General features: G+C 65.0%; 22 protein-coding genes. 9 read left to right on the forward strand and 13 right to left on the reverse strand.

Annotated features, from left to right (window positions below):
* Window positions 1-94: 94 nt before the first annotated feature.
* From ilvC to leuA, 4 genes are all read left to right on the forward strand, one after another.
* Window positions 95-1,114: a ketol-acid reductoisomerase gene (gene ilvC / locus ACP7BL_RS04125; protein WP_426257695.1), complete on the forward strand. Its 1,020-nt coding sequence runs from the start codon at window positions 95-97 to the stop codon at window positions 1,112-1,114.
* A gap of 129 nt (window positions 1,115-1,243) precedes the next feature.
* Window positions 1,244-1,873 carry a YceI family protein gene (locus ACP7BL_RS04130; RefSeq protein WP_137902578.1) on the forward strand — a complete coding sequence of 210 codons (630 nt, stop codon included), beginning with the start codon at window positions 1,244-1,246 and terminating at the stop codon, window positions 1,871-1,873.
* Window positions 1,870-2,511, forward strand: coding sequence for a TMEM175 family protein (locus tag ACP7BL_RS04135; RefSeq protein WP_341203303.1), 642 nt, complete (start codon window positions 1,870-1,872; stop codon window positions 2,509-2,511). Before ACP7BL_RS04130 ends, ACP7BL_RS04135 begins: the two co-directional genes overlap by 4 nt.
* A gap of 164 nt (window positions 2,512-2,675) precedes the next feature.
* Window positions 2,676-4,334, forward strand: coding sequence for a 2-isopropylmalate synthase (gene leuA, locus ACP7BL_RS04140; protein WP_426257696.1), 1,659 nt, complete (start codon window positions 2,676-2,678; stop codon window positions 4,332-4,334).
* A gap of 128 nt (window positions 4,335-4,462) precedes the next feature.
* Here leuA and ACP7BL_RS04145 read toward each other — a convergent pair whose 3' ends face one another.
* Genes ACP7BL_RS04145 through folE form a run of 3 tightly spaced genes read right to left on the reverse strand, consistent with a single transcriptional unit; the run spans window position 4,463 to window position 6,188 of the window.
* Window positions 4,463-4,819, reverse strand: coding sequence for a dihydroneopterin aldolase (locus tag ACP7BL_RS04145; protein WP_126845723.1), 357 nt, complete (start codon window positions 4,817-4,819; stop codon window positions 4,463-4,465).
* Window positions 4,816-5,574 carry an SDR family oxidoreductase gene (locus tag ACP7BL_RS04150; RefSeq protein WP_426257697.1) on the reverse strand — a complete coding sequence of 253 codons (759 nt, stop codon included), beginning with the start codon at window positions 5,572-5,574 and terminating at the stop codon, window positions 4,816-4,818. The genes ACP7BL_RS04145 and ACP7BL_RS04150 overlap by 4 nt, the downstream gene beginning before the upstream one ends.
* A complete protein-coding gene (gene folE, locus ACP7BL_RS04155) occupies window positions 5,568-6,188 on the reverse strand; it encodes a GTP cyclohydrolase I FolE (protein ID WP_033965008.1) in 621 nt (206 codons plus the stop codon). The genes ACP7BL_RS04150 and folE overlap by 7 nt, the downstream gene beginning before the upstream one ends.
* A 239-nt stretch (window positions 6,189-6,427) precedes the next feature.
* Here folE and ACP7BL_RS04160 point away from each other — a divergent pair, with 239 nt between their 5' ends.
* On the forward strand, window positions 6,428-9,061 hold the full coding sequence (locus ACP7BL_RS04160) for a TonB-dependent receptor (protein WP_033965010.1): 2,634 nt from the start codon (window positions 6,428-6,430) through the stop codon (window positions 9,059-9,061).
* 193 nt (window positions 9,062-9,254) lie between these two features.
* On the forward strand, window positions 9,255-9,536 hold the full coding sequence (locus ACP7BL_RS04165) for an SWIB/MDM2 domain-containing protein (RefSeq protein WP_010403256.1): 282 nt from the start codon (window positions 9,255-9,257) through the stop codon (window positions 9,534-9,536).
* 235 nt (window positions 9,537-9,771) lie between these two features.
* Here ACP7BL_RS04165 and rmuC read toward each other — a convergent pair whose 3' ends face one another.
* Window positions 9,772-11,259 carry a DNA recombination protein RmuC gene (gene rmuC / locus ACP7BL_RS04170; protein WP_426257698.1) on the reverse strand — a complete coding sequence of 496 codons (1,488 nt, stop codon included), beginning with the start codon at window positions 11,257-11,259 and terminating at the stop codon, window positions 9,772-9,774.
* Window positions 11,260-11,354: 95 nt separating this feature from the next.
* Between rmuC and ACP7BL_RS04175 the strand changes: the two genes are divergently transcribed.
* On the forward strand, window positions 11,355-13,019 hold the full coding sequence (locus ACP7BL_RS04175) for a formate--tetrahydrofolate ligase (protein ID WP_426257699.1): 1,665 nt from the start codon (window positions 11,355-11,357) through the stop codon (window positions 13,017-13,019).
* A 134-nt stretch (window positions 13,020-13,153) separates the two neighbouring features.
* On the opposite strand, the gene def is transcribed toward ACP7BL_RS04175, so the two are convergent.
* Complete coding sequence (gene def, locus ACP7BL_RS04180; protein ID WP_209610943.1) at window positions 13,154-13,684, reverse strand: peptide deformylase; 531 nt, start codon at window positions 13,682-13,684, stop codon at window positions 13,154-13,156.
* Window positions 13,685-13,845: 161 nt separating this feature from the next.
* A complete protein-coding gene (gene recR / locus ACP7BL_RS04185; RefSeq protein ID WP_426257930.1) occupies window positions 13,846-14,442 on the reverse strand; it encodes a recombination mediator RecR in 597 nt (198 codons plus the stop codon).
* Window positions 14,443-14,602: 160 nt separating this feature from the next.
* On the opposite strand from recR, the gene fmt reads away from it, so the two are divergent.
* Both fmt and truA read left to right on the forward strand, forming a co-directional pair.
* Entirely contained in the window at window positions 14,603-15,610 is a 1,008-nt protein-coding gene (gene fmt, locus ACP7BL_RS04190; protein ID WP_426257700.1) for a methionyl-tRNA formyltransferase, read from the forward strand.
* Window positions 15,607-16,347, forward strand: a complete 741-nt coding sequence (gene truA, locus ACP7BL_RS04195) for a tRNA pseudouridine(38-40) synthase TruA (RefSeq protein ID WP_426257701.1) — start codon at window positions 15,607-15,609, stop codon at window positions 16,345-16,347. The genes fmt and truA overlap by 4 nt, the downstream gene beginning before the upstream one ends.
* Window positions 16,348-16,350: 3 nt before the next feature.
* Here the strand turns inward: truA and ACP7BL_RS04200 are convergent, their stop codons facing one another.
* The 7 genes from ACP7BL_RS04200 to ACP7BL_RS04230 all read right to left on the reverse strand — a co-directional run bounded on the left by ACP7BL_RS04200 (window position 16,351) and on the right by ACP7BL_RS04230 (window position 24,516).
* A complete protein-coding gene (locus ACP7BL_RS04200; protein ID WP_426257702.1) occupies window positions 16,351-17,529 on the reverse strand; it encodes a class I SAM-dependent RNA methyltransferase in 1,179 nt (392 codons plus the stop codon).
* Window positions 17,526-18,923 carry an NAD(P)H-hydrate dehydratase gene (locus ACP7BL_RS04205; RefSeq protein WP_426257703.1) on the reverse strand — a complete coding sequence of 466 codons (1,398 nt, stop codon included), beginning with the start codon at window positions 18,921-18,923 and terminating at the stop codon, window positions 17,526-17,528. The genes ACP7BL_RS04200 and ACP7BL_RS04205 overlap by 4 nt, the downstream gene beginning before the upstream one ends.
* Window positions 18,920-19,327 carry a hypothetical protein gene (locus tag ACP7BL_RS04210; protein WP_426257704.1) on the reverse strand — a complete coding sequence of 136 codons (408 nt, stop codon included), beginning with the start codon at window positions 19,325-19,327 and terminating at the stop codon, window positions 18,920-18,922. The genes ACP7BL_RS04205 and ACP7BL_RS04210 overlap by 4 nt, the downstream gene beginning before the upstream one ends.
* Window positions 19,308-21,029 carry a dihydroxy-acid dehydratase gene (gene ilvD / locus ACP7BL_RS04215; RefSeq protein WP_426257705.1) on the reverse strand — a complete coding sequence of 574 codons (1,722 nt, stop codon included), beginning with the start codon at window positions 21,027-21,029 and terminating at the stop codon, window positions 19,308-19,310. Before ilvD ends, ACP7BL_RS04210 begins: the two co-directional genes overlap by 20 nt.
* Window positions 21,030-21,038: 9 nt before the next feature.
* A complete protein-coding gene (locus tag ACP7BL_RS04220; protein ID WP_426257706.1) occupies window positions 21,039-21,773 on the reverse strand; it encodes an N-formylglutamate amidohydrolase in 735 nt (244 codons plus the stop codon).
* A gap of 202 nt (window positions 21,774-21,975) precedes the next feature.
* Complete coding sequence (locus ACP7BL_RS04225; protein WP_426257707.1) at window positions 21,976-22,800, reverse strand: 4-(cytidine 5'-diphospho)-2-C-methyl-D-erythritol kinase; 825 nt, start codon at window positions 22,798-22,800, stop codon at window positions 21,976-21,978.
* 72 nt (window positions 22,801-22,872) lie between these two features.
* A complete protein-coding gene (locus tag ACP7BL_RS04230) occupies window positions 22,873-24,516 on the reverse strand; it encodes an electron transfer flavoprotein-ubiquinone oxidoreductase (protein ID WP_426257931.1) in 1,644 nt (547 codons plus the stop codon).
* Between the last annotated feature and the right edge of the window lie 8 nt (window positions 24,517-24,524).

Here is a 24,524-nt window from a genome sequence, read left to right on the forward strand (position 1 = left end):
TCAAGCCCATCACCCGCACCACCTCCGACGAGGCGGCTAAGCCACCACGTCTTCGTATCCTCTCCCGGCGGGAGAGCGCTAGAAAGGGACTATAATGCGCGTTTATTATGATGCCGATGCCGACCTGAACCTGATCACCGACAAGAAGATCGCGATCGTCGGCTATGGCAGCCAGGGCCACGCCCATGCCCAGAACCTGCGCGATTCGGGCGTCAAGGACATCGCCATCGCACTGCGCGCCGGTTCGGCGACCGCCAAGAAGGCGACCGATGCGGGCTTCAAGGTGATGACCAATGCCGAGGCCGCCGCCTGGGCCGACATCACCATGATCCTCGCGCCCGACGAGCATCAGGCCGCCATTTATGCCGACGATCTCCACGCCAACCTGAAGCAAGGCGCGACGATCGCGTTCGCGCACGGCCTCAACGTGCATTTCGGCCTGATCGAGCCGCGCGCCGATCTCGACGTCATCATGATCGCGCCCAAGGGCCCCGGCCACACCGTGCGCAGCGAATATGTGCGCGGCGGCGGCGTCCCCTGCCTGATCGCGATCCATCAGGACAAGAGCGGCAACGCGCATGACATCGGCCTCGCTTACGCATCGGGCGTCGGCGGCGGTCGCTCGGGCATTATCGAGACCAACTTCAAGGAAGAGTGCGAAACCGATCTGTTCGGCGAGCAGGCCGTACTGTGCGGCGGCATCACCCACCTCATCCAGGCCGGCTTCGAAACACTGGTCGAAGCGGGCTATGCCCCGGAAATGGCCTATTTCGAGTGCCTGCACGAGACCAAGCTGATCGTCGATCTGCTCTATGAAGGCGGCATCGCCAACATGCGCTATTCGATCAGCAATACCGCCGAATATGGCGACATCGTCACCGGCCCGCGCATCATCACCGATGCGACCAAGGCCGAGATGAAGCGCGTGCTCGCCGACATCCAGTCGGGCCGTTTCGTCAAGAACTTCGTGCTCGACAACCGCGCCGGCCAGCCCGAACTCAAGGCCGCGCGCAAGCAGGCCGCCGCGCATCCGATCGAGAAGGTCGGCACGGAGCTGCGCGCGATGATGCCGTGGATCGGTGCCAACAAGCTGGTGGACCAGACCAAGAACTGAGCCGCGTTTCCTTCGGCTATGGTGGAGGGCGCATCACGCGCCCTCCACGAAACGGATCGTTGCCGAAACAGCGTTTGACGCTGCCACCTGTTGCGCCGCACTTGGGGGCCACGTAACAGGAGAACCGCAATGCGTCTTACCCATCTCTACGCCGCTACCGCCGCCGTGCTGCTCCTTGGTGCACCCGTCATCGCGCAGATGGCACCGCCCGAGATGTTGCACGGTGCAGGCACTGTCGCGGACATCAAGGCCGGCACCTATGCGGTCGAGCCACACCACACCCAGGTGACTTTCAGCGTCAGCCATTTCGGCATTTCGCCTTATGCCGGCACCTTTTCCGATGCCAGCGGCACGCTGAAGGTCGATCCAGCGAAGCCCGCCGTCACCCAGCTTGACGTGACCCTGCCGATCGCCAGCGTGCAGACCACCAGCGCCAAGCTGACCGAAGAGCTGAAAGCAGCCGACTGGTTCGACGCCGCCAAATTCCCGACCGCGACCTTCCATTCGACCAAGGTCACCCCGCTCAGCGCCGATGCCGTGGCGGTCGATGGCACGCTCACACTGCACGGCGTGACCAAGCCGGTCACCTTCCGCGCAAAGCTGTTCGGTGCGGCCACCAACCCGATGAGCAAGAAAGCTTCGATCGGCTTCCTCGGCCGCATGGTGATCCATCGTTCGGACTTCGGCGTCAGCAAATATGTGCCCGTCGTGTCGGATGAAACCGTGCTGGTCATCAACGCGGCATTCGAGCTTCAGTGAGCCCAACGATCCCCCCGTCCGAGGACACCGAAGGCCGCCCCGGCGTGGGCCGGGTCGAGGCGTTTTCGGACGGGGTGATTGCCATCATCGTCACCATCATGGTGCTGGAGCTGCACCCGCCGGTCGCGGCGGGGCTCGATAAGCTGTGGTCGCAATGGCCCGTCTTCTTCGCCTACGCGCTCAGCTATCTCTACGTCGCGCTGTACTGGTCGAACCATCACCGGCTGTTCAGCCATGCAACCGTGGTCAGCAACGGTCTGATCTGGTCGAACATGGCGCTGCTGTTTGCACTGTCGCTGGTGCCGTTCTCGACCGCCTATCTCGGCGAGCAGCATTTCAGCCGCGATGCGACCCTCGTCTATCTCGTTACCATGTTCGTCCCGGCCATCGCTTACGCCTGGCTACAGCGCGTGATCCGCGCAACCGGCGTACAGGGCGCACGCGCTAGCCGCTATCACGTGGCGACGCTGCGCAAGGGCATCGTTGCGATCATCCTGTATCTGGCGGGCATGCCGCTCAGCTTCGTCTCGCCCTGGCTCGGCATCGGCTGCGCGATGCTGGTGGCGGTGCTGTGGTTCCTGCCCAACAGTCCTTTCGACCGCCTGTTTGAATCCCGGACTGGACAGCCTACCCCGTGACTTGCTAACGCGCCGCGACCATGACGCAGGCTCTGCTTCTTTCGCTGCTTCGACTTACGCGCCCTTAGGCGCGCCCCTCGCTGCGCGCCCACGGGCTGCGCCGCGACCCGCCTAAGGGACAGACCGCCCCAAACGTCGATCCGCGATACCGAGCGAGACCAACCATGCTGCGTGACCCTTCGACCAAATACCGCCCCTTCCCCACCATCGACTTGCCCGATCGGCGCTGGCCGTCGCAGACGATCGCCACCGCCCCGCGCTGGCTCTCGACCGATCTGCGCGACGGCAACCAGGCGTTGATCGACCCGATGGATGCCGAGAAGAAGACCCGGATGTTCGACCTGATCGTCAAGGTCGGCATCAAGGAAATCGAAGTCGGCTTCCCCGCCGCCGGCGCGACCGAATTCGATTTCATCTCGGGGCTGGTCAAAAGCGGCCGCATCCCCGACGACACCATGATCCAGGTGCTGACCCAGTCGCGCCGCGATTTGATCGAAACCAGCTTCCAGTCGCTGCGCGGCGCGCGCGCAGCGATCGTACATCTCTACAATGCGGTGAGCCCGGCCTGGCGCAAGATCGTGTTCGGCATGACTCGCGCCGAGGTAAAACAGATCGCCATCGACGGTGCGATGATCCTGCGCGACCAGGCCGCCGCCCAGCCCGATACCGACTGGTATTTCGAATATAGCCCGGAAACCTTCTCGACTGCCGAGCTCGATTTCAGCCTCGAGGTTTGCGAGGCGGTGATGGACGTGCTGCGCCCGACGCCCGACCACAAGCTCATCCTCAACCTGCCCGCCACGGTCGAATGCGCGACGCCCAACGTCTATGCCGATCAGATCGAATGGTTCGGCCGCAACATCCGCAACCGCGATTGCGTCGCGCTCAGCCTGCATCCGCATAACGATCGCGGCACCGGCGTCGCCGCCGCAGAACTCGGGCTGATGGCGGGGGCCGACCGCGTCGAGGGTTGCCTGCTCGGCAATGGCGAGCGCACCGGCAATTGCGACCTCGTCACCGTCGCGCTCAATATGTACACGCAAGGGCTTGATCCGAAACTGGACTTTTCGGACATCGACGCGATCGTCAACACCGTTACCTATTGCACACAGCTCCCCGTGCATCCGCGCACGCCTTATGCGGGCGATCTGGTGTTCACCGCCTTCTCGGGCAGCCATCAGGACGCGATCAAGAAGGGCTTTGCTGCGCAGGAAGCCAAGAACGATACGCTGTGGGAAGTTCCCTATCTGCCGATCGACCCGGCCGATCTCGGCCGCAGCTATGAAGCGGTGATCCGCGTCAATTCGCAGTCCGGCAAGGGCGGCGTCGCCTGGGTGATCGAACAGGATAAGGGCCTGAAACTGCCCAAGCGCCTGCAGGCCGACTTCAGCCGCCACGTCCAACGCCTCGCCGACGAGACCAGCCGCGAAATGAACGCGAGCGATATTTGGGGCCTGTTCGAGGCGACCTATCTGGCGCGCGGCGAGGATCGCTTCCGTCTGCTCGATTATAATGAGAGCGGCAGCGTCGGCGACCGCCTGTTCGTCGGCCATGTCGCGGTCGATGGCGAGGAACGCTCGATCTCCGGGCGCGGCAATGGCTTGATCTCGGGCGTCATCGCGGCGCTCGGCGAAACCACCGGCCCGCAGCTCGACGTGGTCGATTATAGCGAACATGCCATCGGCCATGGTGCCGATGCGCAGGCCGCGGCCTATGTCGAATGCCGCACCGGCGACGGACGCACCGTGTTCGGCGTCGGCATCGATGCCGATATCGCCACCGCCTCGGTGCGCGCGGTGCTCAGCGCCGCGAACAGGGCGTAGCGCCCTTCCCGTTCGCCCTGAGCCTGTCGAAGGGCCCGTCTTCGCAGGCCCCAGATCCTCGCTTCAGGCGAGGGGGGCTTCGACAGGCTCAGCCCGAACGGGGGCAATCGGACAAGACCGGATGTGCGCTACCGCCCGCGCACAATCTCGCACCCGACCGCCGCATCGGGATACACGTCCGGCTTCGACGTACGCACCGTCACGCGCTCGACGCGCGGGTCTGCAAGACACAGCGCCGCGATCGCCTCGCACAGCGTTTCCTGCAAATGGAAATGGCGGTCGGCGACCAGCGCCTGCACGCCTGCGCGCACGAAATCATAATCGAGCACCGCATCGATCCGGTCTTCGGCGGGCGGCGCGGGATAGACCACCTCCATCCGCACCGACACGATCACGCGCTGCCGCGCCGCCAGTTCGTGCGGATGGATGCCGAGCCCCATCGTCACTTCGAGACCCTCGAGGATGGTGGTGAACCGAACCGTCATACCCGCCCCTCGAACATCACGTCGCGCGCGCGCGGCAGGAAGCGCTGGCCGCAATCGACGTACACAGTCTGCGCCTGCACGCCCCGCGCCTCCAGCAGGAAGGCGACCGCGCGGGCGATATCGACGGGATCGACCGGACGCTGCAACGGGTTCTTGCGCGCCGCTGCGGCAAATTCGGCGTCGCTCTGGTCGGCGCTGGGCAAGGACAGGCCGGGCGACACCGCATTGACGCGGATGCGCGGCCCCAATGCCTGCGCCAGCATCGTCGTCGCGCCCGCAAGGGCGAGCTTGGCGCAGGTATAAGAGAAGAAATCGGGGTTGAGATTGGCGATCTTCTGGTCGAGCAAATTGACCACCGCTCCCTCCATCAGATCCTGCTGCTCCGCCAGGGCGTTGGCCAGCAGCACCGGGGCCTCGAGATTGACGGCATAATGGTCGCGCAGCAACGCCCGGCCGATGCGCGGCGGCGTGTCATAGTCGAAGAGCGACGCGCTGTTCACCACCGCCGCGAGCGGCCCGCCAAACGCCGCCCGCGCGGCCTCGACCAACGCCCCCGGCACTTCCGCGTCGGACAGATCGCCGGTCAGCACCGTTGAGCCGGGCAAGGCCGCCGACAGCCGGTCCGCATCTTCCGCCGAATGCAGATGATGGATTGCGACGCGCCAGCCCTCGCCCGCCAGATGCCGCGCAATCACCGCCCCAAGGCGACGCGCCGCCCCAGTCACCAGCACGGTGCGCGGCATTGCGATCAGCATCCCATCAAGGCGAGGATTTCCTTGCGGCTGCGTTCGTCGTCGCGGAACACACCCATCATCCGGCTGGTGACCATCGCAACGCCTGGCGTCCGCACCCCGCGCGCAGTCATGCAGGCATGGCTCGCCTCGATCACCACCGCCACACCCAGCGGCTTGAGATTGTCCCAGATGCAATCCGCGACCTCCGCCGTCAGCCGCTCCTGCACTTGCAGGCGGCGGGCAAAGGCGTGGAGTACGCGCGCCAGCTTCGAGATGCCGACGACGTAATTGCCCGGAAGATAGGCGATGTGCGCCTTGCCGATGATCGGGGCCATGTGATGTTCGCAATGCGACTGGAACGGAATGTCCTTCAGCAGCACAATCTCGTCATAGCCGCCCACTTCCTCGAAGATCCGCGCCAGATGGACTGCCGGATCGTCGGCATAGCCCGAACAATATTCCTTCCACGCCCGCGCGACTCGTTGCGGCGTCTCCCGCAAACCCTCGCGCGCGGGGTCGTCCCCGGCCCAGCGGATCAGCGTGCGAACAGCTGCCGCGACCTCCTCCGGCACCGGAATCTTCGCCGGTCCGGCCACCAGATCGCCGTCGCCGCCTGCATCGGAACTATCGTTCATTATCTTCCCTTACCCCGATCCGTGCGATTGACGTTACGGCAAATGCGTTTCGCCGTACTGCAACATGAATTCCAGTCGCCCTGGAAACTGTTCTATTTTGAACACAGCGGGCGAATGCCGCAGTTTCCCTATTATTATGTCATTGACGGGCGATTCAACGACACGCTATTTCACAAACCGTACATTCGAAAACCAGCACCCGACATGAGATTGGGGCTGACCATCAAGGGGATGCCATCATGAAGAAGTTCGAATTGCTTGCAGCGTCGGCTTTGGCGATGCTTTCTGCCACGCCCGCCCTGTCGCAAACCACTCCTCCCCCGGCTCCTGCGCCCCAAACCACGCCCGATGGCGATGACATCGTCGTCACCGCAACCAAGCGCGAGCAGACGTTGCTCGATACGCCTGTTGCAGTGTCGGTAACCAGTGGCGCAACGATCGAGCAAGCGCAAATTCGCGATCTGAAGGATTTGCAAAGCGTCGTGCCGTCGCTGCGCGTCAATCAGCTCCAGAGCTCGGCGAACACCAACTTCATTATCCGCGGCTTTGGCAACGGTGCCAACAATGCCGGGATCGAGCCTTCGGTTGGCGTATTCATCGACGGCGTGTACCGCTCGCGGTCGGCCGCGCAGATTTCCGATTTGCCCAACCTGAAGCGCATCGAAGTGCTCCGCGGCCCGCAATCGACGCTGTTCGGCAAGAATGCCTCGGCGGGCATCATCAGCATCGTCACCGCCGAGCCCGCCTTCAAATTCGCGGGCAATGCCGAGGCGACCTATGGCAATTACAACGCCGTCGTCCTGAAGGCGGCCGTCACCGGTCCCATCAGCGATACGCTCGCCTTCAGCATCGGCGGCAATTACAACCGTCGCGACGGGTACGCCTATGACGCCTTGCAGAAGACCAACGTCAACGATCGCAACCGCTGGGGCGTTCGCGGGCAATTGCTGTTCCAGCCGAGCGCCGATTTCAAGATCCGCGTGATCGGCGATTACGACAAGATCGACGAAAACTGCTGCGTGGCCGGCAACCTCATCAATGGGTCCACCGGAGCGATCGTCCAGGCGCTGGCCGGCGGCAACGGGATCGATCCGCAGAACGTGTTCTCGTACAAGGTGTACAACAACTTCCTGTCGAGCAACAAAATCGAGAATTACGGCGGATCGGTTCAGGCCGATTACAACCTCGGAAAGGTCGCACTGACCTCGATCACCGCCTATCGCGAAGTGAAGAGTGCCACCAACCAGGATTCGGATTTCACCGGTGCCGATCTGATCGGGCGGAATTCGGCCAATGTCGGGATCGATACGTTCACGCAGGAACTGCGTCTCGCCACCGATTTCGAGGGGCCGCTCAACTTCCTGCTCGGCGGCTTTTATTTCAACGAAAAGATCAACCAGAAGAACCAGATCACGTTCGGTTCGCAATTCCGCCCCTATGGCAATGCGCTGATCCAGGGCGCGACCGGTGGTGCATTGAGCGTCGCCACGCTGGAAACGACCTTTGGCGCGCTTGAAGGGAATCCGGCGAAATATACCGGCACCTTCTTCCGCACCGGCGACGGCCTGAACGAATCCTATGCGCTGAAGGACGAATCCTTCTCGATCTTCGGCACCGCCGATTTCAAGCCGGTCGACCGGCTGACGCTCACCGCTGGGTTCAACTATACCGACGACCGCAAGCACTTCTCGACCAACGTTGTCAGCACCGACGTATTTTCCGGCATCAACTTCGATGCGCCGCAATATGCGCCGTTCCGCAACCAGTTGCTCTACCAGGGCGGCCTCGCCCAATTGATCGGTACGCAATTGGGTCTTGGTCGCTCGGCCACCGCAGCCGAGATCGGGGCGTTCGCAGGTGCCAATCCGGCGGCCTTCAGTGCGATCAACGCAGGTGCGCAGGCCAACGCCAACGCCAATCAGAACAACCCTGCGGCCAACCCGCTCGCGGCGCTGCGCCCGCTGCAATTCCTGCCGCCGTTCCAGAACGTGCCCAACGCGGTCGAACCCGGCAAGACCAGCGACAGCAACTTCTCCTACACGTTGCGCGCGGCGTACAAGCTCGACAACCACCTGAACGCCTATGTCACCTATGCGACGGGTTTCAAGGCGAGCTCGGTCAACCTCTCGCGCGACAGCCGCCCGACTGCGGCGGATCTCGTCGCGCTGCGTACTGCCGGGCTTGCCGTCGTCAATCTCAGCTCGGGCTCGCGTTTTGCAGGCCCTGAAAAGTCGCGCGTGATCGAAGGCGGCATCAAGGGACAATATCGCAACTTCGCCTTCAACATGGCGGTGTTCCAGCAGCAGATTACCGGTTTCCAGAGCAACGTCTTCACCGGCACTGGCTTCTCATTGCTCAACGCGCCCAAGCAATCGACCTTCGGGGTCGAGTTCGATGGCAGCGTGACCCCGGTGCCGCGGCTGACGCTCAACGGCGCGGTGACCTATCTCGACCCGAAATACGACTCCTTCCCCAATGGCGGCGCGATCGTCGCGGGCACCTACACGGTCGGGCCGGTCAACCTGTCCGGAACACGCCCGGCCGGCATCCCTGAATTCTCGGCATCGATGGGGGCCACTTATACCCAACCGCTGTCGCACGGGATGAAGCTGTTGCTGCGCGGCGACTTTGATTACCAAACGCCGGTGCAGATCGCCGAGGGCGTCATCACCCTCGAACGCGAGGTCAAGGAACTCAACCTTGCCGCGACGCTGCAGTTCGAGAACGGGCTCGAAGTTTCGGCCTGGGGCCGCAACGTCACCAACAACCACTATATCACGACGATCTTCTCGTCGGTGGCGCAATCGGGCAGCGTTTCGGCCTATCCCAACCAGCCCGTTACCTATGGCGGGACGATCCGCTTCAAATTCTGAGCGACGCTTTTGTGGCGTAACGGCCCGCTTTCCGAACCGGAGAGCGGGCCTTTTTGCGTTACAACCCCGAAACCGACGCATTTCAGGGCATTGTAAGGCGTGACAAGGGCAAAAAGGCAGCGCACAAGGAGCGCAGCGCTATTCAAGGCGTGAAACCGATGTCGGTTGTAACGACACTCAGGAAGGACACATAATGGCCAAGACCCCAACCGCGAAGAGCGATGCGCCCAAGACCGGCGGCATCTTCGCGCCCATCACCCCCTCGGCCGAGCTCGGCGCGATCGTCGGCACCGACAAGCTGCCGCGTAGCGAAGTCATCAGCAAGGTGTGGGCCTATATCAAGGCGCACAATCTCCAGAACCCGGAGAACAAGCGCGAGATCGTCGCCGACGAAAAGCTGAAGAAGGTTTTCGGCAAGGACAAGGTGACGATGTTCGAAATGAACAAGCACCTGGCAGGCCACATGAAGGCCTGATCCCTCCTGGATCGCTTTTAAAAGACGTCGGACGCCGGCACCTCCGCAGGGGTGTCGGCGTTTTGCGTGTGTGGGGGGCTTGCTCCTCCCCTTCTTCCTCCCCTCCCTGGAAGGGAGGGGTTGGGGGTGGGTCGGCTGATGGCGAGTGTCACGCTCGATAACGGGCCAACCCACCCCTCAATCCCCTCCCTTCCAGGGAGGGGAGGCAGAGCGCGCAGCGCGGGCGTACACCCCCCTATGTGTTGGCCTCAGCCTCCCCCACCGACACCACACTCGGCTCCGCCAGTTGCAGCGGTTCGCTGTCACTATAGCGCGCCAGCGCTTCGACCGGGGCGACATCCTCCAGCTCGCGCGCGCCGGTTTCGATGTTGAGATCGCGGAACTTGCGCCCCGTCACCATCAGGCGGCCGTTGAACGAGTTGGAGAAGCTGTTGAAATTGTTGACCGCGCTGTTCAACCCCGCACCAACTTTGCGCAAGTCGTCGGCCACCTTCGCCAAACGGTCGTGCATTTCCTTGCCTAGCCGCCCAATCTCGGCGGCTTCCTTGGCCAACCGCTCCTGCCGCCACACCGCCGCCACCGTGCGCGCGATCGCGATAAGATTGGTCGGGGTCGCCAGCAGCACACGCTTTTCAAAGGCGAAATCCCACAGCGTAGGGTCTTGTTCAAGCGCCGCCGACAGGAAATGCTCGCCGGGGACGAACATGATGACATAATCGGGCGCGTCGGCGAACTGGCTCCAATAGGCCTTGTTGCCAAGCCCGTTGACGTGCGCGCGCATCGCCGCAGCGTGCAGCGCCAGGCCCTTCGCGCGCTCCGCCTCATCGACCGCGCCGAACGCATCCTGATAGGCGTTGAGCGACACCTTGGCGTCAATCACCAGGCTGCGTCCGCCCGGCACGGTGACGATCGCATCGGGGCGCAACCGCCCGCCCTCATCGCCGCCCGAAACGGACACTTCGGTCTGAAAATCGGTATGTTCGGACAGGCCGCAGCTTTCGAGCACGTTCTTCAATTGCTGCTCACCCCAGCGCCCGCGCGATTTGGGGGCGTTGCGCAGCGAATTGACCAGCTTGGCCGCTTCCGACGATACCTTTTCCTGGCCGATCCGCAGCCCCTCAAGCTGGCCTTTGAGTTGGTCGAACGCGCTCAACCGCTCGCTCTCGACCTTGGTTACCGCTTCCTCATATTTGAGCAGCCGCTCGCTGACCGGCTGGAGCATCGATTTGAGGTTCTGCCCGGCGGTTTCTTCCGACTGACGGAACCGCTCGTCGGCGCGCTTGAGGAAAACCTCCTGCGCCTCGTTGAGCAATTTGTTCGACACCTCGGCAAATTGCGTGGCGAGCAATTCTTTGGCGTGGAGCAATTCGGCAATGCGCGCCTCATGCGTTTCGCGCACCATCTGGAGCCGCGCTTCATCGGCCTCGCGCATTTCGGCGAGGCGGCTTTCGAACGCCGCGCTATGCGTCTTGAGCGCAGTATTTTCCAGCCGCGCGACGTCGCGTTCATCGCGGATCGCGGCAAGCTCGGTGCGCAATTGCGCGGTTTCGCGCGCGCGTTCCTCGGCGCTCGCCAAATCGACGATCGCGCGCTTGAAATCCTCATTACGGGCATCGCGCTCGGCGCGCGCCTGCGCCGTACCGCGAATCCCGAGCAGGAAACCGATCGCCAGGCCAACCAGCAGGGCCGCCACTCCAAACAAGGCCATCGTCACACCGGTCATACGAAATCTCTCTGGAACATTCTGCGAACCTGTAGCTTGGGGGCCCCGTGTCGTAAATCCTCCCTCTTTGGGAATGGATTTGTTAGGGCAGTATCATGCTGTCTGACATTGCGATCTCGCGCGCCGCCACCCTGCAACCGATCGGGCAGATCGCCCAACGTGGCGGAATCCCGTCCGAAGCGGTTGAACCCTATGGTCATTTCAAGGCCAAGATCGACCTTTCGCGCCTCCCCGCGTCAACCGCGCAAGGCCGCCTGATCCTGGTCACCGCCATTAGCCCGACCCCAGCGGGCGAAGGCAAGTCGACAACGTCGGTCGGCCTCGCCGATGCGCTGAACCGCACCGGGCGCAAGACGATGCTGGCGCTGCGCGAACCGTCGCTCGGCCCCTGTTTCGGCACCAAGGGCGGCGCGACCGGCGGCGGTTATGCGCAAGTGGTGCCGATGGAGGACATCAACCTCCATTTCACCGGCGATTTCCATGCGATCACCAGCGCGCACAATTTGCTGGCCGCGATGATCGACAACCATGTCCATTGGGGCAATGCGCTCGATATCGATGTGCGGCGGATCGTGTGGCGGCGCGTGCTCGACATGAACGACCGCGCCTTGCGCGACATCGCCCAGTCGCTCGGCGGCCCGGCCAATGGCTACCCACGCGAAAGCGGGTTCGACATTACCGTTGCCTCCGAAGTGATGGCGATCCTGTGCCTGGCGAGTGACTTGCACGATCTGGAGGCGCGGCTCGGGCGAATCGTCGTCGCCTATACCCGCGACCGGCGGCCGGTCACCGCGCGCGATCTGAAGGCCGATGGCGCGATGGCGGTGTTGCTCGCGCAAGCGATCAAGCCCAACCTCGTCCAGACGCTGGAGGGCACCCCTGCCCTCATCCACGGCGGCCCGTTCGCCAATATCGCGCATGGCTGCAATTCGGTGATCGCCACGCGCACCGCGCTGGGTCTCGCCGATTATGTGGTCACCGAGGCCGGCTTCGGTGCCGATCTCGGTGCCGAGAAATTCTTCGATATCAAATGCCGACAGGCCGGTTTGAAGCCCGCCGCCGCGGTGATCGTGGCGACGGTGCGGGCGCTGAAAATGCATGGCGGCGTCGCCAAGGCCGATCTCGGCGCGCCCGATGCGGAAGCGGTGCGGCGCGGTGGCGTCAATCTCGCCCGCCATATCGAGAATATCCGTGCGTTCGGGGTGCCGGTGGTGGTCGCGGTCAACCGCTTCAATGGCGATACCCCCGATGAATTTGCGGTGATCGAGCAGATCGCCGCCGAGCAGGGCTGTGAAGCCGTGCTGTGCACGCATTGGGCCGAGGGCGGTGCCGGGGCCGAAGCGCTGGCCGAGGCGGTGGTGGCGCTGTGCGACCATAATGCCGGTCAGTTCGCGCCGCTCTATTCGGACGAACTATCGCTGTTCGACAAGATCAACATCGTCGCCACCCGCATCTACCGCGCGGAAGAAGCGATTGCCGATGCCTCGGTCCACGCGCAACTCGCGCGGTGGGAAGCCGCGGGTTTCGGGCATTTGCCGGTGTGCATGGCGAAGACGCAGTACAGCTTCTCGACCGACCCGGCCAAGCTCGGCGCGCCGACCGGCCATGTCGTGCCGGTGCGCGAGGTGCGATTGAGCGCGGGGGCAGGCTTCGTGGTGGCGATCTGCGGGGAGATCATGACGATGCCCGGCCTGCCGCGCGTTCCGGCGGCGGAGGGGATCCGGTTCGGGGCTGAGGGTGAGATTGAGGGGCTGTTCTAGCCGCTCCCTCTCCCCTGAAGGGGAGAGGGCAAGCGAGGCGAAGCCGAAGCGCGGGAGAGGGGCAGTGTTGACCGCAATGGTTGTTACTGCCCCTCTCCCCGACCCTCTCCCCTGAAGGGGAGAGGGAGAAGAGGTCACGCCGCCTTGCGTTGCTTCGCGAGCTTCTTGAGCAGCATATCGCGCTTCAGCTTGGAGATGTGGTCGATGAACAGCACGCCGTTCAGATGGTCGATCTCATGCTGCAACGCCGTCGCCAGCAAACCGTCAAAATCGGCCTCGTGGCGCTCGCCCTGCTCGTCGAGCCAGCTCGCGCGGCACCGGGTCGGGCGCTCCACTTCGGCATATTGCTCGGGGATCGACAGGCAGCCTTCGTTATAGAAGGAGGTTTCCTCGCTCAGCGACAACAATTCCGGGTTGATATAGACGAGCGGCTTGCGCACCGGCTTGGCGTCTTCCGCGTCGCTTTCTGGCTCCTGCAGATCGATCACGACAATGCGCTGCTCGATCGCAACCTGCGTTGCGGCAAGGCCGATGCCCCGCGCAGCGTACATCGTATCGAACATGTCGGACACGATCTTGCGAACGCTATCGTCCACCGTCTCGACGGGCTTGGCGACGGCGCGGAGACCGGGATGCGGAACTTCAAGAATTTCTAGGACAGCCATTCCTGCGAGCTAGGAAAGCAACAGGCGTCCGTCAAGTTTCGTTCTTCTCCGCGCGGCAGCGCTCAAGAAAAAGAAAGAGTGGTTCGCGCAGAGGCGCAGAGGACGCGGAGAAGGCCATCTCTGCGTCCTCTGCGCCTCTGCGCGAACCCAATCTTCTTAAATTACCCCACCGGTCGGCGCGCGCGCAGTGCCTGGGCCAGCGTGCCTTCATCGAGATAATCGAGCTCGCCGCCCACCGGCAGGCCGTGCGCCAATTGGGTGATGCGCACCGGAAAGCGTTCGATCCGCTCGATGATGTAATGCGCCGTGGTTTGCCCCTCCAGCGTCGCGTTCATCGCCAGCACGACTTCGTCGATCCCGCCCTCGGCGATGCGGCGCACCAGCGAATCGATCGCGAGATCCTCGGGCCGCACGCCCTCCAGCGCCGACAGCCGCCCGCCCAGCACATGGAACCGCCCCGGAAACAGCCGCGATCGATCCAGCGCCCACAGATCGGCCACCTCCTCCACCACGCACAGCGCGCGCGCATCGCGGCGCGGATCGGCGCACACGCCGCACGGATTGGTGGTATCGATATTGCCGCACATCGAACAGGTTGAGAGCCGTTCCTCAACCGCCATCAAGGCACTCAGCAACGGCCCCAGCGCCGCCTCACGCTTCTTCAACAAATGCAGCACCGCACGTCGGGCGGAGCGCGGCCCCAGCCCCGGCAATTTGGCGAGGGCCTGTGTCAGCGCTTCGATTTCGGGAGAGGCCATGGAGAACAGATAGGGGGTTGCGCCGCGTTCGTCACCCCGGCGCAGGCCGGGGCCGTCCCGTAGCGCTGAAAACGACCGCCGCGCACCCGTCCCAGCGGCCCCGGCCTGCGCCGGGGTGACGGGGCTTGTGTTTGCGGGCCCTCGATCGCAAAGCGCCGCCATGCGGATCATTTTCATGGGAACCCCGGACTTCTCGGTGCCGGTGCTGCAAGCCTTGGTCGATGCCGGACATGATGTCGTGGCGTCGTACAGCCAACCCCCGCGCCGCGCCGGGCGAGGCAAGGCGCTCACCCCGTCCCCGGTGCAGGCCCGCGCCGAAGCGCTCGGCATTGCGGTGCGCACGCCGGTCACGCTGCGCGACGCCGAGGCGCAGGCGGAGTTCGCGGCCTTCGGAGCCGATGTCGCGGTGGTTGCGGCTTATGGATTGATCCTGCCGCGCGCAGTGTTGGATGCGCCGGCACGCGGGTGCCTCAACGTCCACGCCTCGCTGCTGCCGCGTTGGCGCGGCGCGGCCCCTATCCAGCGCGCGATCCTCGCGGGCGACGGCGAAACCGGCGTGTGCATCATGCAGATGGAGGCCGGGCTCGACACCGGCCCGGTGCTGCTGCGTGACACGACCGCGATCGACGGCAAGACCGCGGGCGCGCTGACCGACGAATTGAGCGCGATGGGCGCACGGCTGATGGTGCAGGTGCTGGGCGACTTCGACGCCTATCCGCCCGAGGCGCAGCCCGAAGACGGCGTCACCTATGCCGCCAAGATCGACAAGGCTGAGGCGCGCATCGACTGGACCCAATCGGCCGACGCGGTCGAGCAGCACATTCGCGCCTTCAACCCGGTGCCCGGCGCGTTCGTCGAATTTCAGGGCGAACGCATCAAAGTGCTGGCGGCAGACCTTCTCGCTCTCCCCGCAAGCGGGGAGAGGGTGGCCGAGCGTAGCGAGGTCGGGAGAGGGGCAGTCCAGCAGAACGCCGACGATACGCATAGCCCCTCTCCCCGGCCCTCTCCCCGCCAGCGGGGAGAGGGAGTGGTGCTCGACGCGCTGCTCACCATTGCCTGCGGCAGGGGCGCGATCCGCCCGACCTTGCTGCAACGCGCCGGGCGTGGCGTCATGACCACCGACGAACTCTTGCGCGGCTTCTCCATCCCTGCAGGCACACAGCTTTGACGCGGTTCGCGCTGACGGTCGAGTTCGACGGACGCCCCTATATGGGCTGGCAACGCCAGCGCCACGGGGCGAGCGTCCAGGCCGCCATCGAACGCGCCGCGCACGCGATCACCGGGGAGGAGATCACCGTCCACGCCGCCGGGCGCACCGATGCTGGCGTCCACGGCCTCGGTATGCGCGCGCATCTCGACCTGACCCGCATCTTCACTCCCTTCCGGCTGATGGAGGCGCTCAACGCCAAGTTACGGCCCGATCCGATTGCGATCCTCGCTTGCGAGATCGTCCCCGATGACTGGCACGCGCGCTTTTCATGCATCGGGCGGCATTATGAGTTCCGCATCGTCACCCGCCGCGCGCCGCTGACGGTCGAGCGCGGGCTGGCATGGCGCATCCCCGCCCCGCTCGATGTCGCGGCAATGGCGGACGGTGCCGCGCGGCTGATCGGGCGGCATGACTTCACCACCTTTCGCTCGGCGCATTGCCAGGCCGACAGCCCGCTGCGCACGCTCGACCGGCTCGATGTGGTGGCGGAGGGGGAGCGGATCAGCGTGTTCGCCTCGGCACGCTCGTTCCTGCATCATCAGGTGCGCTCGATGGTCGGCTGCCTCGCGCTGGTCGGCGAGGGCAAATGGAGCCCCGACGACATGACCACCGCGCTCGAAGCCCGCGACCGCACCGCACTCGGCTTCAACGCCCCGCCCGACGGCCTGTACTTCCTGCGGGCAGATTATCCTTGATGGCTATCGGCTGAAGCGGGCCGCTAACTCGGCATGGGTCGACCAGCGGAACTGGCCGACCGGCTGCACCCAATCGAGCGTGTAACCACCCTTGCACAAAATCTCCGCATCGCGCGCAAAGCTGCTGGGATTGCACGAAACATAGGCGATCACCGGCACCTTTGATGCCGCCAGTTGCGTCACCTGCTCGCGCGCACCCGCACGCGGCGGATCGAGCACGATCGCCTCGAACCGGTCGCATTCCGCACTCGTCAGCGGACGCCGGAACAGGTCGCGATGCTCGGCAAACACCGCCCGGCCCGCCTGCGCCGCGCCCGCCTTCAACGCGAAGATCGCATCGCGCCCAGCCTCGGCAGCATACACCTTGCCCGGCAGCGACAGCGCCAGCGTGCCCAGCCCGGCGAACAGATCCGCGCTCACCCGCACTGCGCCAATTGCCTCGCGCACCGCCGCAACCAGGCTCGCCTCGCCCTCGCGCGTCGCTTGCAGGAAGCTGCCCGAGGGAAAGGACACCGCCACACCACCGAGCGTGATCGTCACCGCCTCAGGCTCCCAGCGCGTTTCGGGGCCGATCCCGTCATCGACCGCCAAGCGCGCAATACCGTGCGTGCCGCAAAACGCCGTGATCCCTTCGGCAATCGCCAGCCCCTCGGCCAGCTTGCCCTCGATCAGCAGATCGATGCCCTGATCGACCTCGGTCAAATGCAGCCGCGCCCGCCCCTTCAGTGCCCGCGCGAGCAGTTTGCGCAAGGGCGCCAGCACCGCGAACAGCGCAGGCGTCAGGATCCAGCATTCCTGCACATCGACGATCGCATGGCTGGCGGGTTCGCTGAACCCCAACCGGACCGCACCGCCCTTGACCTCGGCATGGAGCGCCGCACGCCGCCGCGTGCGGTCGGGGGACAGTGAAGGCGGTCGAAGCGGTGCCGTCAGCCCCTGCGCGGCAAGCGCCCCAGAAATACGATCGCTCAGGAAATCGGCGTAGCTTGCGTCATCGAGATGCTGGAGCTGGCACCCACCGCACAGCGGAAAGTGGCGGCATGGCGGCGTCTGGTGGCGCGGCCCCGGAATCACGAGATTGTCGGGCGTCAGCGTATCGCCCGGCGCGGCAAAGGCAGCGTGCCGACCATCGGCGGTCACACCATCGCCCCGCGCCGCCACACGCACAATCACATCGCTCACAACGCCGCCCTTATTACCGATATTTCACGCGCCAAGTCGTCCGCCAGAAACGCCCCGCCCAACCGCCGCGCGGCCGCGCCGTGCATCCACACCGCTGCCGCCGCGCGCGCTGGCGTCCCCAGCGGCGAATCGCTTGCCGCCAACGCGGCGACCGCCCCCGCCAGCACGTCACCCGTGCCTGCGGTCGAAAGCCAGGACGAGCCATGCGGAGCCACCACAACGCTGCCATCAGGGTCAGCGATGACCGTGTCCGCCCCCTTGAACACCACCACCGCCCCCGATGAGGCTGCGGCGGACCGTGCCGCCTCGACCTTGCTGCCGCTCCACGCGCCGAACGCCGCAACAAATTCGCCGCCATGCGGGGTCAGGATCGTCGGCGCTTTCCGATCATGAAAGGTCCGTCCGTCCAGCAAATGCAGCGCATCGCCATCGATCACCAGCGGGCGATCGCTCGCCAGCGCCACTGCGAGCTTGGATCGCGCCGCATCGTCGCGCCCGAGACCGGGGCCGATCAGGATCGCCCCGATCCGCGCGTCCGCAAGCGCGTCCGGTGCCCAGGCTCGACGCACCAGCGCGTGCGGCGTGTTGGCCGGCAGCGTGTCCGACAGCAACAGCACATAGCCCGCCCCGGCCCGCATCGCCGCCTCCGAAGCGAGCGCGGCGGCTCCGGGCATGATCCCGCCGACCACCGCCACCATCCCGCGCGTATATTTGGTGCTGTCGCTGCCGGGCGCTCGCAGCGTGGGGCGATCGATCACCGTCGCGCGCGCAGCGCTGCGTGTCTCCAGGCCGATCTCCACCAACCGCACGGTTCCACAAGTTTCAGCAGATGCAGCAAGCACATGCACGGGTTTCAACGCACCCAGTGCGAGCGTGATATCGAAGCGGCTGACAGTATCGATCAGCGCCTCGCCCGTGTCGGTGGCGAGGCCGGTCGGCACATCGACCGTGATCGAAAGCCGCGCCGCCTGCACCAGCGCAGCCAGCGGTGCCGCAATGGCATCGTCGACCCGCCGCGACAGCCCCGTCCCGAAAATGGCATCGAGCACAACCGGCGCAGGCGCGGCGTCGCCAAGCGCTTCAACCGCCCCATCCCAGCCGCCGCGTGCCTGAATGGCGGCCTCGCTCGTCGGAGCGCCCGTCGCCGCCACGCGTACCGCGACCCCGTTCGCACGCAAAATCCGCGCCGCGACATAGCCGTCGCCGCCATTATTGCCCGGTCCGCACAGCACCAGCACCGGCGCGCTCCCCGCCAGCCGCCGCACCGCCTCGGCCACGCCCGCCCCGGCGTGCTCCATCAGCGCGGTGACGCTGGTTCCCGCATCGATCGCGCGCTGTTCGGCCGCGCGCATCTCAACTGCGGTCAAAATCGGCTGACCATCGATCGGGATCATGAGGCGCGCGCCGCCTTGCCCTTGACCGTGGCCGGAAGACGATAGCGGTCACCGCCCAAGGCAACCTCGATCTCGCCATTGGCGATAATCGTCACCACGGCGGTTTCCGCACCGTCTGCAGCGATAACACCACGTCCGTCCTTGGTCACCAACAGGCGGTGGAACGCCCCGTCCGGGTGGCGCACGGTCAGCACCAGCCCGGCATCGGTTTCGCTTCGGTCGACCGTGCAGGTCCGCGCGAAATCGGCGGAACCGCGCTCCGCGCAGACGATGTTCCCGCTATCGTCGCGCGCCTGGCGCTGCTCCGCCTCGATCTTGGCGAGTGTGGCGTGGTCGGTGCGTTGCTCGCCGCACGCGGCGAGCGAAAAGGCCAGCAATATTAGACTAGATATCCGCGTAGACATGAGTTTCGGCGCTGGCTCCCGGGTGCGTGACCGCGCCCTTATAGGCAGGCCCGACCGTCTGGGAATAGCGCCACAGCGCGCCCGCCTGGTAATCATTGACGCGCGGCACCCATGCCGCCTTGCGGGCCGCCAGCGTTTGCGGATCGACGTCAAGGTCGATCGTGCCCGCTTCGGCATCGATGCGGATGATGTCACCGTCCTCGACCAGCCCGATCGGCCCGCCCTCGGCGGCTTCCGGCCCGACATGGCCGATGCAGAAGCCGCGCGTGCCGCCCGAGAAGCGACCGTCGGTGATCAACGCGACCTTTTCACCCAGCCCAAGACCGTAAAGCGCGGCGGTGGTCGACAGCATCTCGCGCATGCCCGGCCCGCCCTTGGGGCCTTCATAGCGGATGATGATGACTTCGCCCTCGTTGATCTGGCGCGCCTCGACCGCAGCGAAACACTCTTCCTCGCAATCGAACACGCGGGCCGGGCCGGTGAACTGCAACCGGTGCATCCCCGCGACCTTCACGATCGCGCCATCGGGCGCGAGCGTGCCGCGCAAACCGACCACGCCGCCGGTCGCCGATAGCGGTGCCTTGACGTCGTAAATGACCTTCTGGTCGGGGTTCCAGGTGACCTGATCGATGTTTTCGCCGAGCGTCTTGCCCGTCACGGTCAGGCAATTGCCGTCGAGGAAGCCGCCTTCGAGCATCGTCTTCATCAGCATGTAGACGCCGCCCGCCTCATACATGTCCTTGGCGACATACTTACCGCCGGGCTTGAGATCGGCGATATAAGGCGTTGATTTAAAGGCCTCCGCCACGTCAAACAGATCGAACTCGATGCCCGCTTCATTGGCCATCGCAGGCAAATGCAAGGCGGCGTTGGTCGATCCGCCGGTCGCCGCGACAACGCGCGCTGCGTTGATGAAGGCTTCGCGCGTGCAGATGTCGCGCGGGCGGATGTTGCGCGCGATCAGTTCCATCACCTGCTCGCCCGCTGCGATCGCAATCTCGTCGCGGCCGCGATAGGGGGCGGGCATCATGTTCGAATTGGGCAGCGAGAGGCCGATCGCCTCGCCCACACAAGCCATTGTGTTGGCAGTGAATTGACCGCCGCACGCGCCGTGCCCGGGGCACGCGACCTTTTCGAGCTCGATCAGTTCCTGCAGCGGACAGCCGCCCGCCGCATATTGGCCGACCGCCTCGAACACATCGACGACGGTGACGTCGCGATCATGGAAGCGACCGGGCAGGATCGATCCGCCATAGACGAAGATGCTCGGCACGTTGAGGCGCAGCATCGCCATCATCATGCCCGGCAGCGACTTGTCGCACCCGGCAAAGCCGACGAGCGCGTCGTAGCAATGGCCGCGCACGCTGAGCTCGACCGAATCGGCGATCACTTCGCGGCTGACGAGCGAGGATTTCATCCCCTGATGCCCCATGGCGATGCCATCGGTGACGGTTATGGTGTTGAAACGGCGCGGCATTCCGCCGCCGGTGATGACGCCCGCCTGCGCGGCATCGGCCTGTTCGTCCAGCTTGGTGTTGCACGGCGCGGAGTTGTTTCCAGCCGAGGCGAGCGCGACGAACGGCTTGGCGATGTCCGCCTCGGCGATGCCCATCGCATAATAATAGCTGCGATGGGGTGAGCGTTCTGGCCCAACCGAAACGTGACGGCTGGGAAGCTTGGCTTTGTCGAAGGTGCGAGTCATGGCGAAAGCCTATGTCGCCAAACCCCCGTTCGACGCAAGTCTGTTACGTATTTCGATCAAAATTGGCGTGAGGATCGTGACCCACCGCGCCACGCCGCCCGCGTCCGCGATCAGATCGTTGCGGATTTCGATCGAAAGGCTGGCAATCCCGTTGCCTTCCCCATGCCGGTCGAGCGTCGCGTTGAGCAGGCGGCCCGAATAGGGTTCATTGTCGCCGGTGACCAGGCCCTGCGCCCTCAGCAGCGGCAGCGCGATCTCGGCGGCGCGACGGTCGTTGTTCGACAGGATACCGATTTCCCAGGGACGAACCGCGCCGCTCCCGCTTTCGAGCTGTGGCGTGAAGCTATGGATCGCCGCAAGCAGAACCGGTCGCCGCGCCGCGATCGCGGCGTCGATGGCCTCGTGATAAGGCACATAAAAGCGAGCGATGCGGTCGTCGCGCTCGGCGATGGCATTGCCGGGAATGGCGTGGCCATCGCTGGTGCCGGGGATCAAGCCCGGAGAATCGAGCGGGCGGTTGAGGTCGATCACCAGACGCGACACGCTGGCAAGGATGGCCGGTGCATCGAGCGCTTCCGCCAACGCTTCGGTCAGCGCGGCGCTGCCAAGATCGATCGCAATGTGTTTGTCGAGCAAGTCGGGCGCGATGCCGAGCTCGACCCCGACAGGCACCGCGTTCGACGCGTGATCGCAGATCAGCAGAATGTCGCCCGTGGTTGCGGGCAGGATGCGCGGGCCGGTCATGCCAGCGAGGGGACGGCGCGGTTGCCCGCGCCGTCCCGCTGCATGGATGGCGCGCGGGGGGACCGTGGACCATCAACGGGCGCTCCGCTGGGGGCGGCGGACCCGTTCGACCCGACCGCTGCAAGGCCAGTGCCAAGCGCGCATTTCCGCCGTTGCTGCACAGCGCGCTGCATCGTCTGTCCCGAAATGGAGCGCGAGAGTGTCATACGAGTCGCGTTTCGAGACACCACCACCCCGGCTGGGCGGCACGAATGCGCGTCGCGGCGGCGGCGCGCTCCGCCTCATCCGTATAGAGGGCAAAGCAGGTCGCGCCTGATCCCGACATCCGCGCCAGCACTGGATTGCCCTCGCCAAGCGCGTCCAGCACTGCATCGATTTCGGGCGCAAGTGCGCGCGCCGGTGCCTCCAGGTCATTGCGCCCTTCGAGCGCCATCGCCAACACGTCCCCGGTCGGCAATGCGCCGCGATCGACGCCATCCCACGCCTTGAACACCGCCGCCGTCGATACGGCGACGCCGGGGTTCACCAGCAACGTCGGCATATCCGCCAGCCCGGCAAGCGCTTCCAGCCGCTCGCCGCGCCCCTGCCCCATCGCGGTGCGCCCAAGCAGGCAGGCCGGCACGTCCGAACCAAGCGCCGCCGCAATCTCGAACAGGCGCGGGTCGTCAGTCGCGACATCGTGCGCCCGCGCCAGCGCGCGCAAGGCGGCCGCCGCATCGGCGGAGCCGCCGCCAATGCCGGAGGCGACCGGCAAATGCTTGTCGAGCGTGAAGGCCCCGCCCACGGGCACGCCGAAGCGATCAGCAAAGGCGCGCGCGGCGCGGGTGACGAGATTGTCGCCCTCGCCCGACAGGCCATGCGCGAACGGGCCGGTGATGGTCAGCGAGAGCGGCCCCGGCTCCAGCGTAACGGTGTCGCCATCCGCGACAAAGGCGAACAGCGTTTCCAGCTCATGATAGCCATCGGCGCGGCGCGCGCGGACGTGCAGTGCGAGGTTGATCTTGGCGGGGGCGTTTTCGGTGATCATCGGCGGCAGCCCCTAGAACAAGATCGCACCGGTTGAAAACAGCGATGCGCACCTTCGCCGGGGAAGCGCCCATCACATGTTCGGATAATTCGGCCCGCCCCCGCCCTCCGGCACCACCCAGTTGATGTTCTGCGTCGGGTCCTTGATGTCGCAGGTCTTGCAGTGGACGCAATTCTGCGCGTTGATCACGAACTTCGGGTTGCCCTCGTCCTGCCCGACGATTTCATACACGCCCGCCGGGCAATAACGTTGCGCCGGTTCGTCATACATTGGCAGGTCATATTCGACCGGGATGTTCGGGTCCTTCAGCGTCAGATGGACGGGCTGGTCCTCCTCATGATTGGTGTTCGAGATGAACACCGAGGAGAGACGATCGAAGGTCAGCACACCGTCGGGCTTGGGATAGGCGATCGGCTTGACCTGATCCTTGCGCCACAGGCTTTCGTTGTTGGGGTGGTGCTTCATCGTGAAGGGCATCTTCACGCCGATATATTCGGCCCACATCGTCACGTTCGCCAGCGCCGAGCCGATCAGCTCGCCGAACTTTTCGACCAGCGGCACGACGTTGCGGACGATCGACAGCTCCTTCTTGACCCAGCTCGCCTCGAACGCCTCCGGATATGCCGCCAGCTCATCGTGCTGGCGCTGCGACACGATCGCATCGACCGCAGCCTCTGCCGCCATCATGCCGCTCTTCATCGCGGTGTGCGTGCCCTTGATGCGCGGCACGTTGAGGAAACCGGCCGAACAGCCGATCAGCGCCCCGCCGGGGAAGACCAGCTTGGGGATCGACTGCAAGCCGCCATCGCTGATCGCGCGCGCGCCGTAGGACACGCGTTTGGCACCCTTGAGGATCTCGGCGATCTTCGGGTGGGTCTTCCAGCGCTGCATTTCCTGGAAGGGCGAGAGATAGGGGTTGGAATAGCTAAGCCAGGTGACGAAACCGAGCGCGACCTGCCCATTAGCCTGATGATACAGGAAGCCGCCGCCATTGGAGCCCTCGGTCTCATTGAGCGGCCAGCCCTGGGTGTGGATCACGCGGCCGGGCACATGGTTTTCGGGCGCGATGTCCCACAATTCCTTGATGCCGATGCCGTAGACCTGCGGCTGGCTGTCCTTCGCCAGATCGAAGGTCCGGATGATCTGCTTGGACAGATGGCCGCGCACGCCCTCCCCGAAGAAGGTGTATTTGGCGTGGATTTCGAGGCCCGGCGTATAATCGGGCTTGTGCGTGCCATCGCGCGCCACGCCCATATCGCCGGTGGCGACGCCCTTTACCGAGCCATCGTCATTGTAGAGAATCTCGGCGGCGGCAAAGCCCGGGAAAATCTCGACGCCCAGTTCCTCGGCCTGGGTCGCCAGCCAGCGGCACAGATTGCCCAAGCTGCCGGTGTAGGTGCCCTTATTGTGCATGAAGGGCGGCGTGAGGAAATGCGGCACCGCGACCTTGCCGGTCTTGGACAGCATCCAATGCTGGTTGTCGGTGACGGGCACCTCGGCAAGCGGGCAGCCCTTTTCGCGCCAATCGGGGATCAGCTCATCGAGCGAGCGCGGATCGATGACCGCGCCCGACAAAATGTGCGCGCCGACTTCGGAGCCTTTTTCAAGGATGCAGACCGACAAGTCCGCGCCCTTTTCGGCCGCAACCTGTTTCAGCCGGATCGCCGCCGACAGGCCGGCAGGCCCCGCCCCGACGATCACGACGTCATAGGGCATGGATTCGC

Source organism: Sphingomonas sp. DC1600-2 (assembly GCF_049897605.1).
Classification (GTDB): Bacteria; Pseudomonadota; Alphaproteobacteria; order Sphingomonadales; family Sphingomonadaceae; genus Sphingomonas.

What these genes read in the sequence shown, in the direction of transcription:
- ilvC (WP_426257695.1), top strand. Translation starts at nt 95, where the DNA reads ATGCGCGTTTATTATGATGCCGATGCCGACCTGAACCTGATCACCGAC.
- ACP7BL_RS04130 (WP_137902578.1), top strand. Translation starts at nt 1,244, where the DNA reads ATGCGTCTTACCCATCTCTACGCCGCTACCGCCGCCGTGCTGCTCCTT.
- leuA (WP_426257696.1), top strand. Translation starts at nt 2,676, where the DNA reads ATGCTGCGTGACCCTTCGACCAAATACCGCCCCTTCCCCACCATCGAC.
- ACP7BL_RS04145 (WP_126845723.1), bottom strand. Translation starts at nt 4,819, where the DNA reads ATGACGGTTCGGTTCACCACCATCCTCGAGGGTCTCGAAGTGACGATG.
- ACP7BL_RS04150 (WP_426257697.1), bottom strand. Translation starts at nt 5,574, where the DNA reads ATGCTGATCGCAATGCCGCGCACCGTGCTGGTGACTGGGGCGGCGCGT.
- folE (WP_033965008.1), bottom strand. Translation starts at nt 6,188, where the DNA reads ATGAACGATAGTTCCGATGCAGGCGGCGACGGCGATCTGGTGGCCGGA.
- ACP7BL_RS04160 (WP_033965010.1), top strand. Translation starts at nt 6,428, where the DNA reads ATGAAGAAGTTCGAATTGCTTGCAGCGTCGGCTTTGGCGATGCTTTCT.
- ACP7BL_RS04165 (WP_010403256.1), top strand. Translation starts at nt 9,255, where the DNA reads ATGGCCAAGACCCCAACCGCGAAGAGCGATGCGCCCAAGACCGGCGGC.
- rmuC (WP_426257698.1), bottom strand. Translation starts at nt 11,259, where the DNA reads ATGACCGGTGTGACGATGGCCTTGTTTGGAGTGGCGGCCCTGCTGGTT.
- ACP7BL_RS04175 (WP_426257699.1), top strand. Translation starts at nt 11,355, where the DNA reads ATGCTGTCTGACATTGCGATCTCGCGCGCCGCCACCCTGCAACCGATC.
- def (WP_209610943.1), bottom strand. Translation starts at nt 13,684, where the DNA reads ATGGCTGTCCTAGAAATTCTTGAAGTTCCGCATCCCGGTCTCCGCGCC.
- recR (WP_426257930.1), bottom strand. Translation starts at nt 14,442, where the DNA reads ATGGCCTCTCCCGAAATCGAAGCGCTGACACAGGCCCTCGCCAAATTG.
- fmt (WP_426257700.1), top strand. Translation starts at nt 14,603, where the DNA reads ATGCGGATCATTTTCATGGGAACCCCGGACTTCTCGGTGCCGGTGCTG.
- ACP7BL_RS04205 (WP_426257703.1), bottom strand. Translation starts at nt 18,923, where the DNA reads ATGATCCCGATCGATGGTCAGCCGATTTTGACCGCAGTTGAGATGCGC.
- ACP7BL_RS04210 (WP_426257704.1), bottom strand. Translation starts at nt 19,327, where the DNA reads ATGTCTACGCGGATATCTAGTCTAATATTGCTGGCCTTTTCGCTCGCC.
- ilvD (WP_426257705.1), bottom strand. Translation starts at nt 21,029, where the DNA reads ATGACTCGCACCTTCGACAAAGCCAAGCTTCCCAGCCGTCACGTTTCG.
- ACP7BL_RS04220 (WP_426257706.1), bottom strand. Translation starts at nt 21,773, where the DNA reads ATGACCGGCCCGCGCATCCTGCCCGCAACCACGGGCGACATTCTGCTG.
- ACP7BL_RS04225 (WP_426257707.1), bottom strand. Translation starts at nt 22,800, where the DNA reads ATGATCACCGAAAACGCCCCCGCCAAGATCAACCTCGCACTGCACGTC.
- ACP7BL_RS04230 (WP_426257931.1), bottom strand. Translation starts at nt 24,516, where the DNA reads ATGCCCTATGACGTCGTGATCGTCGGGGCGGGGCCTGCCGGCCTGTCG.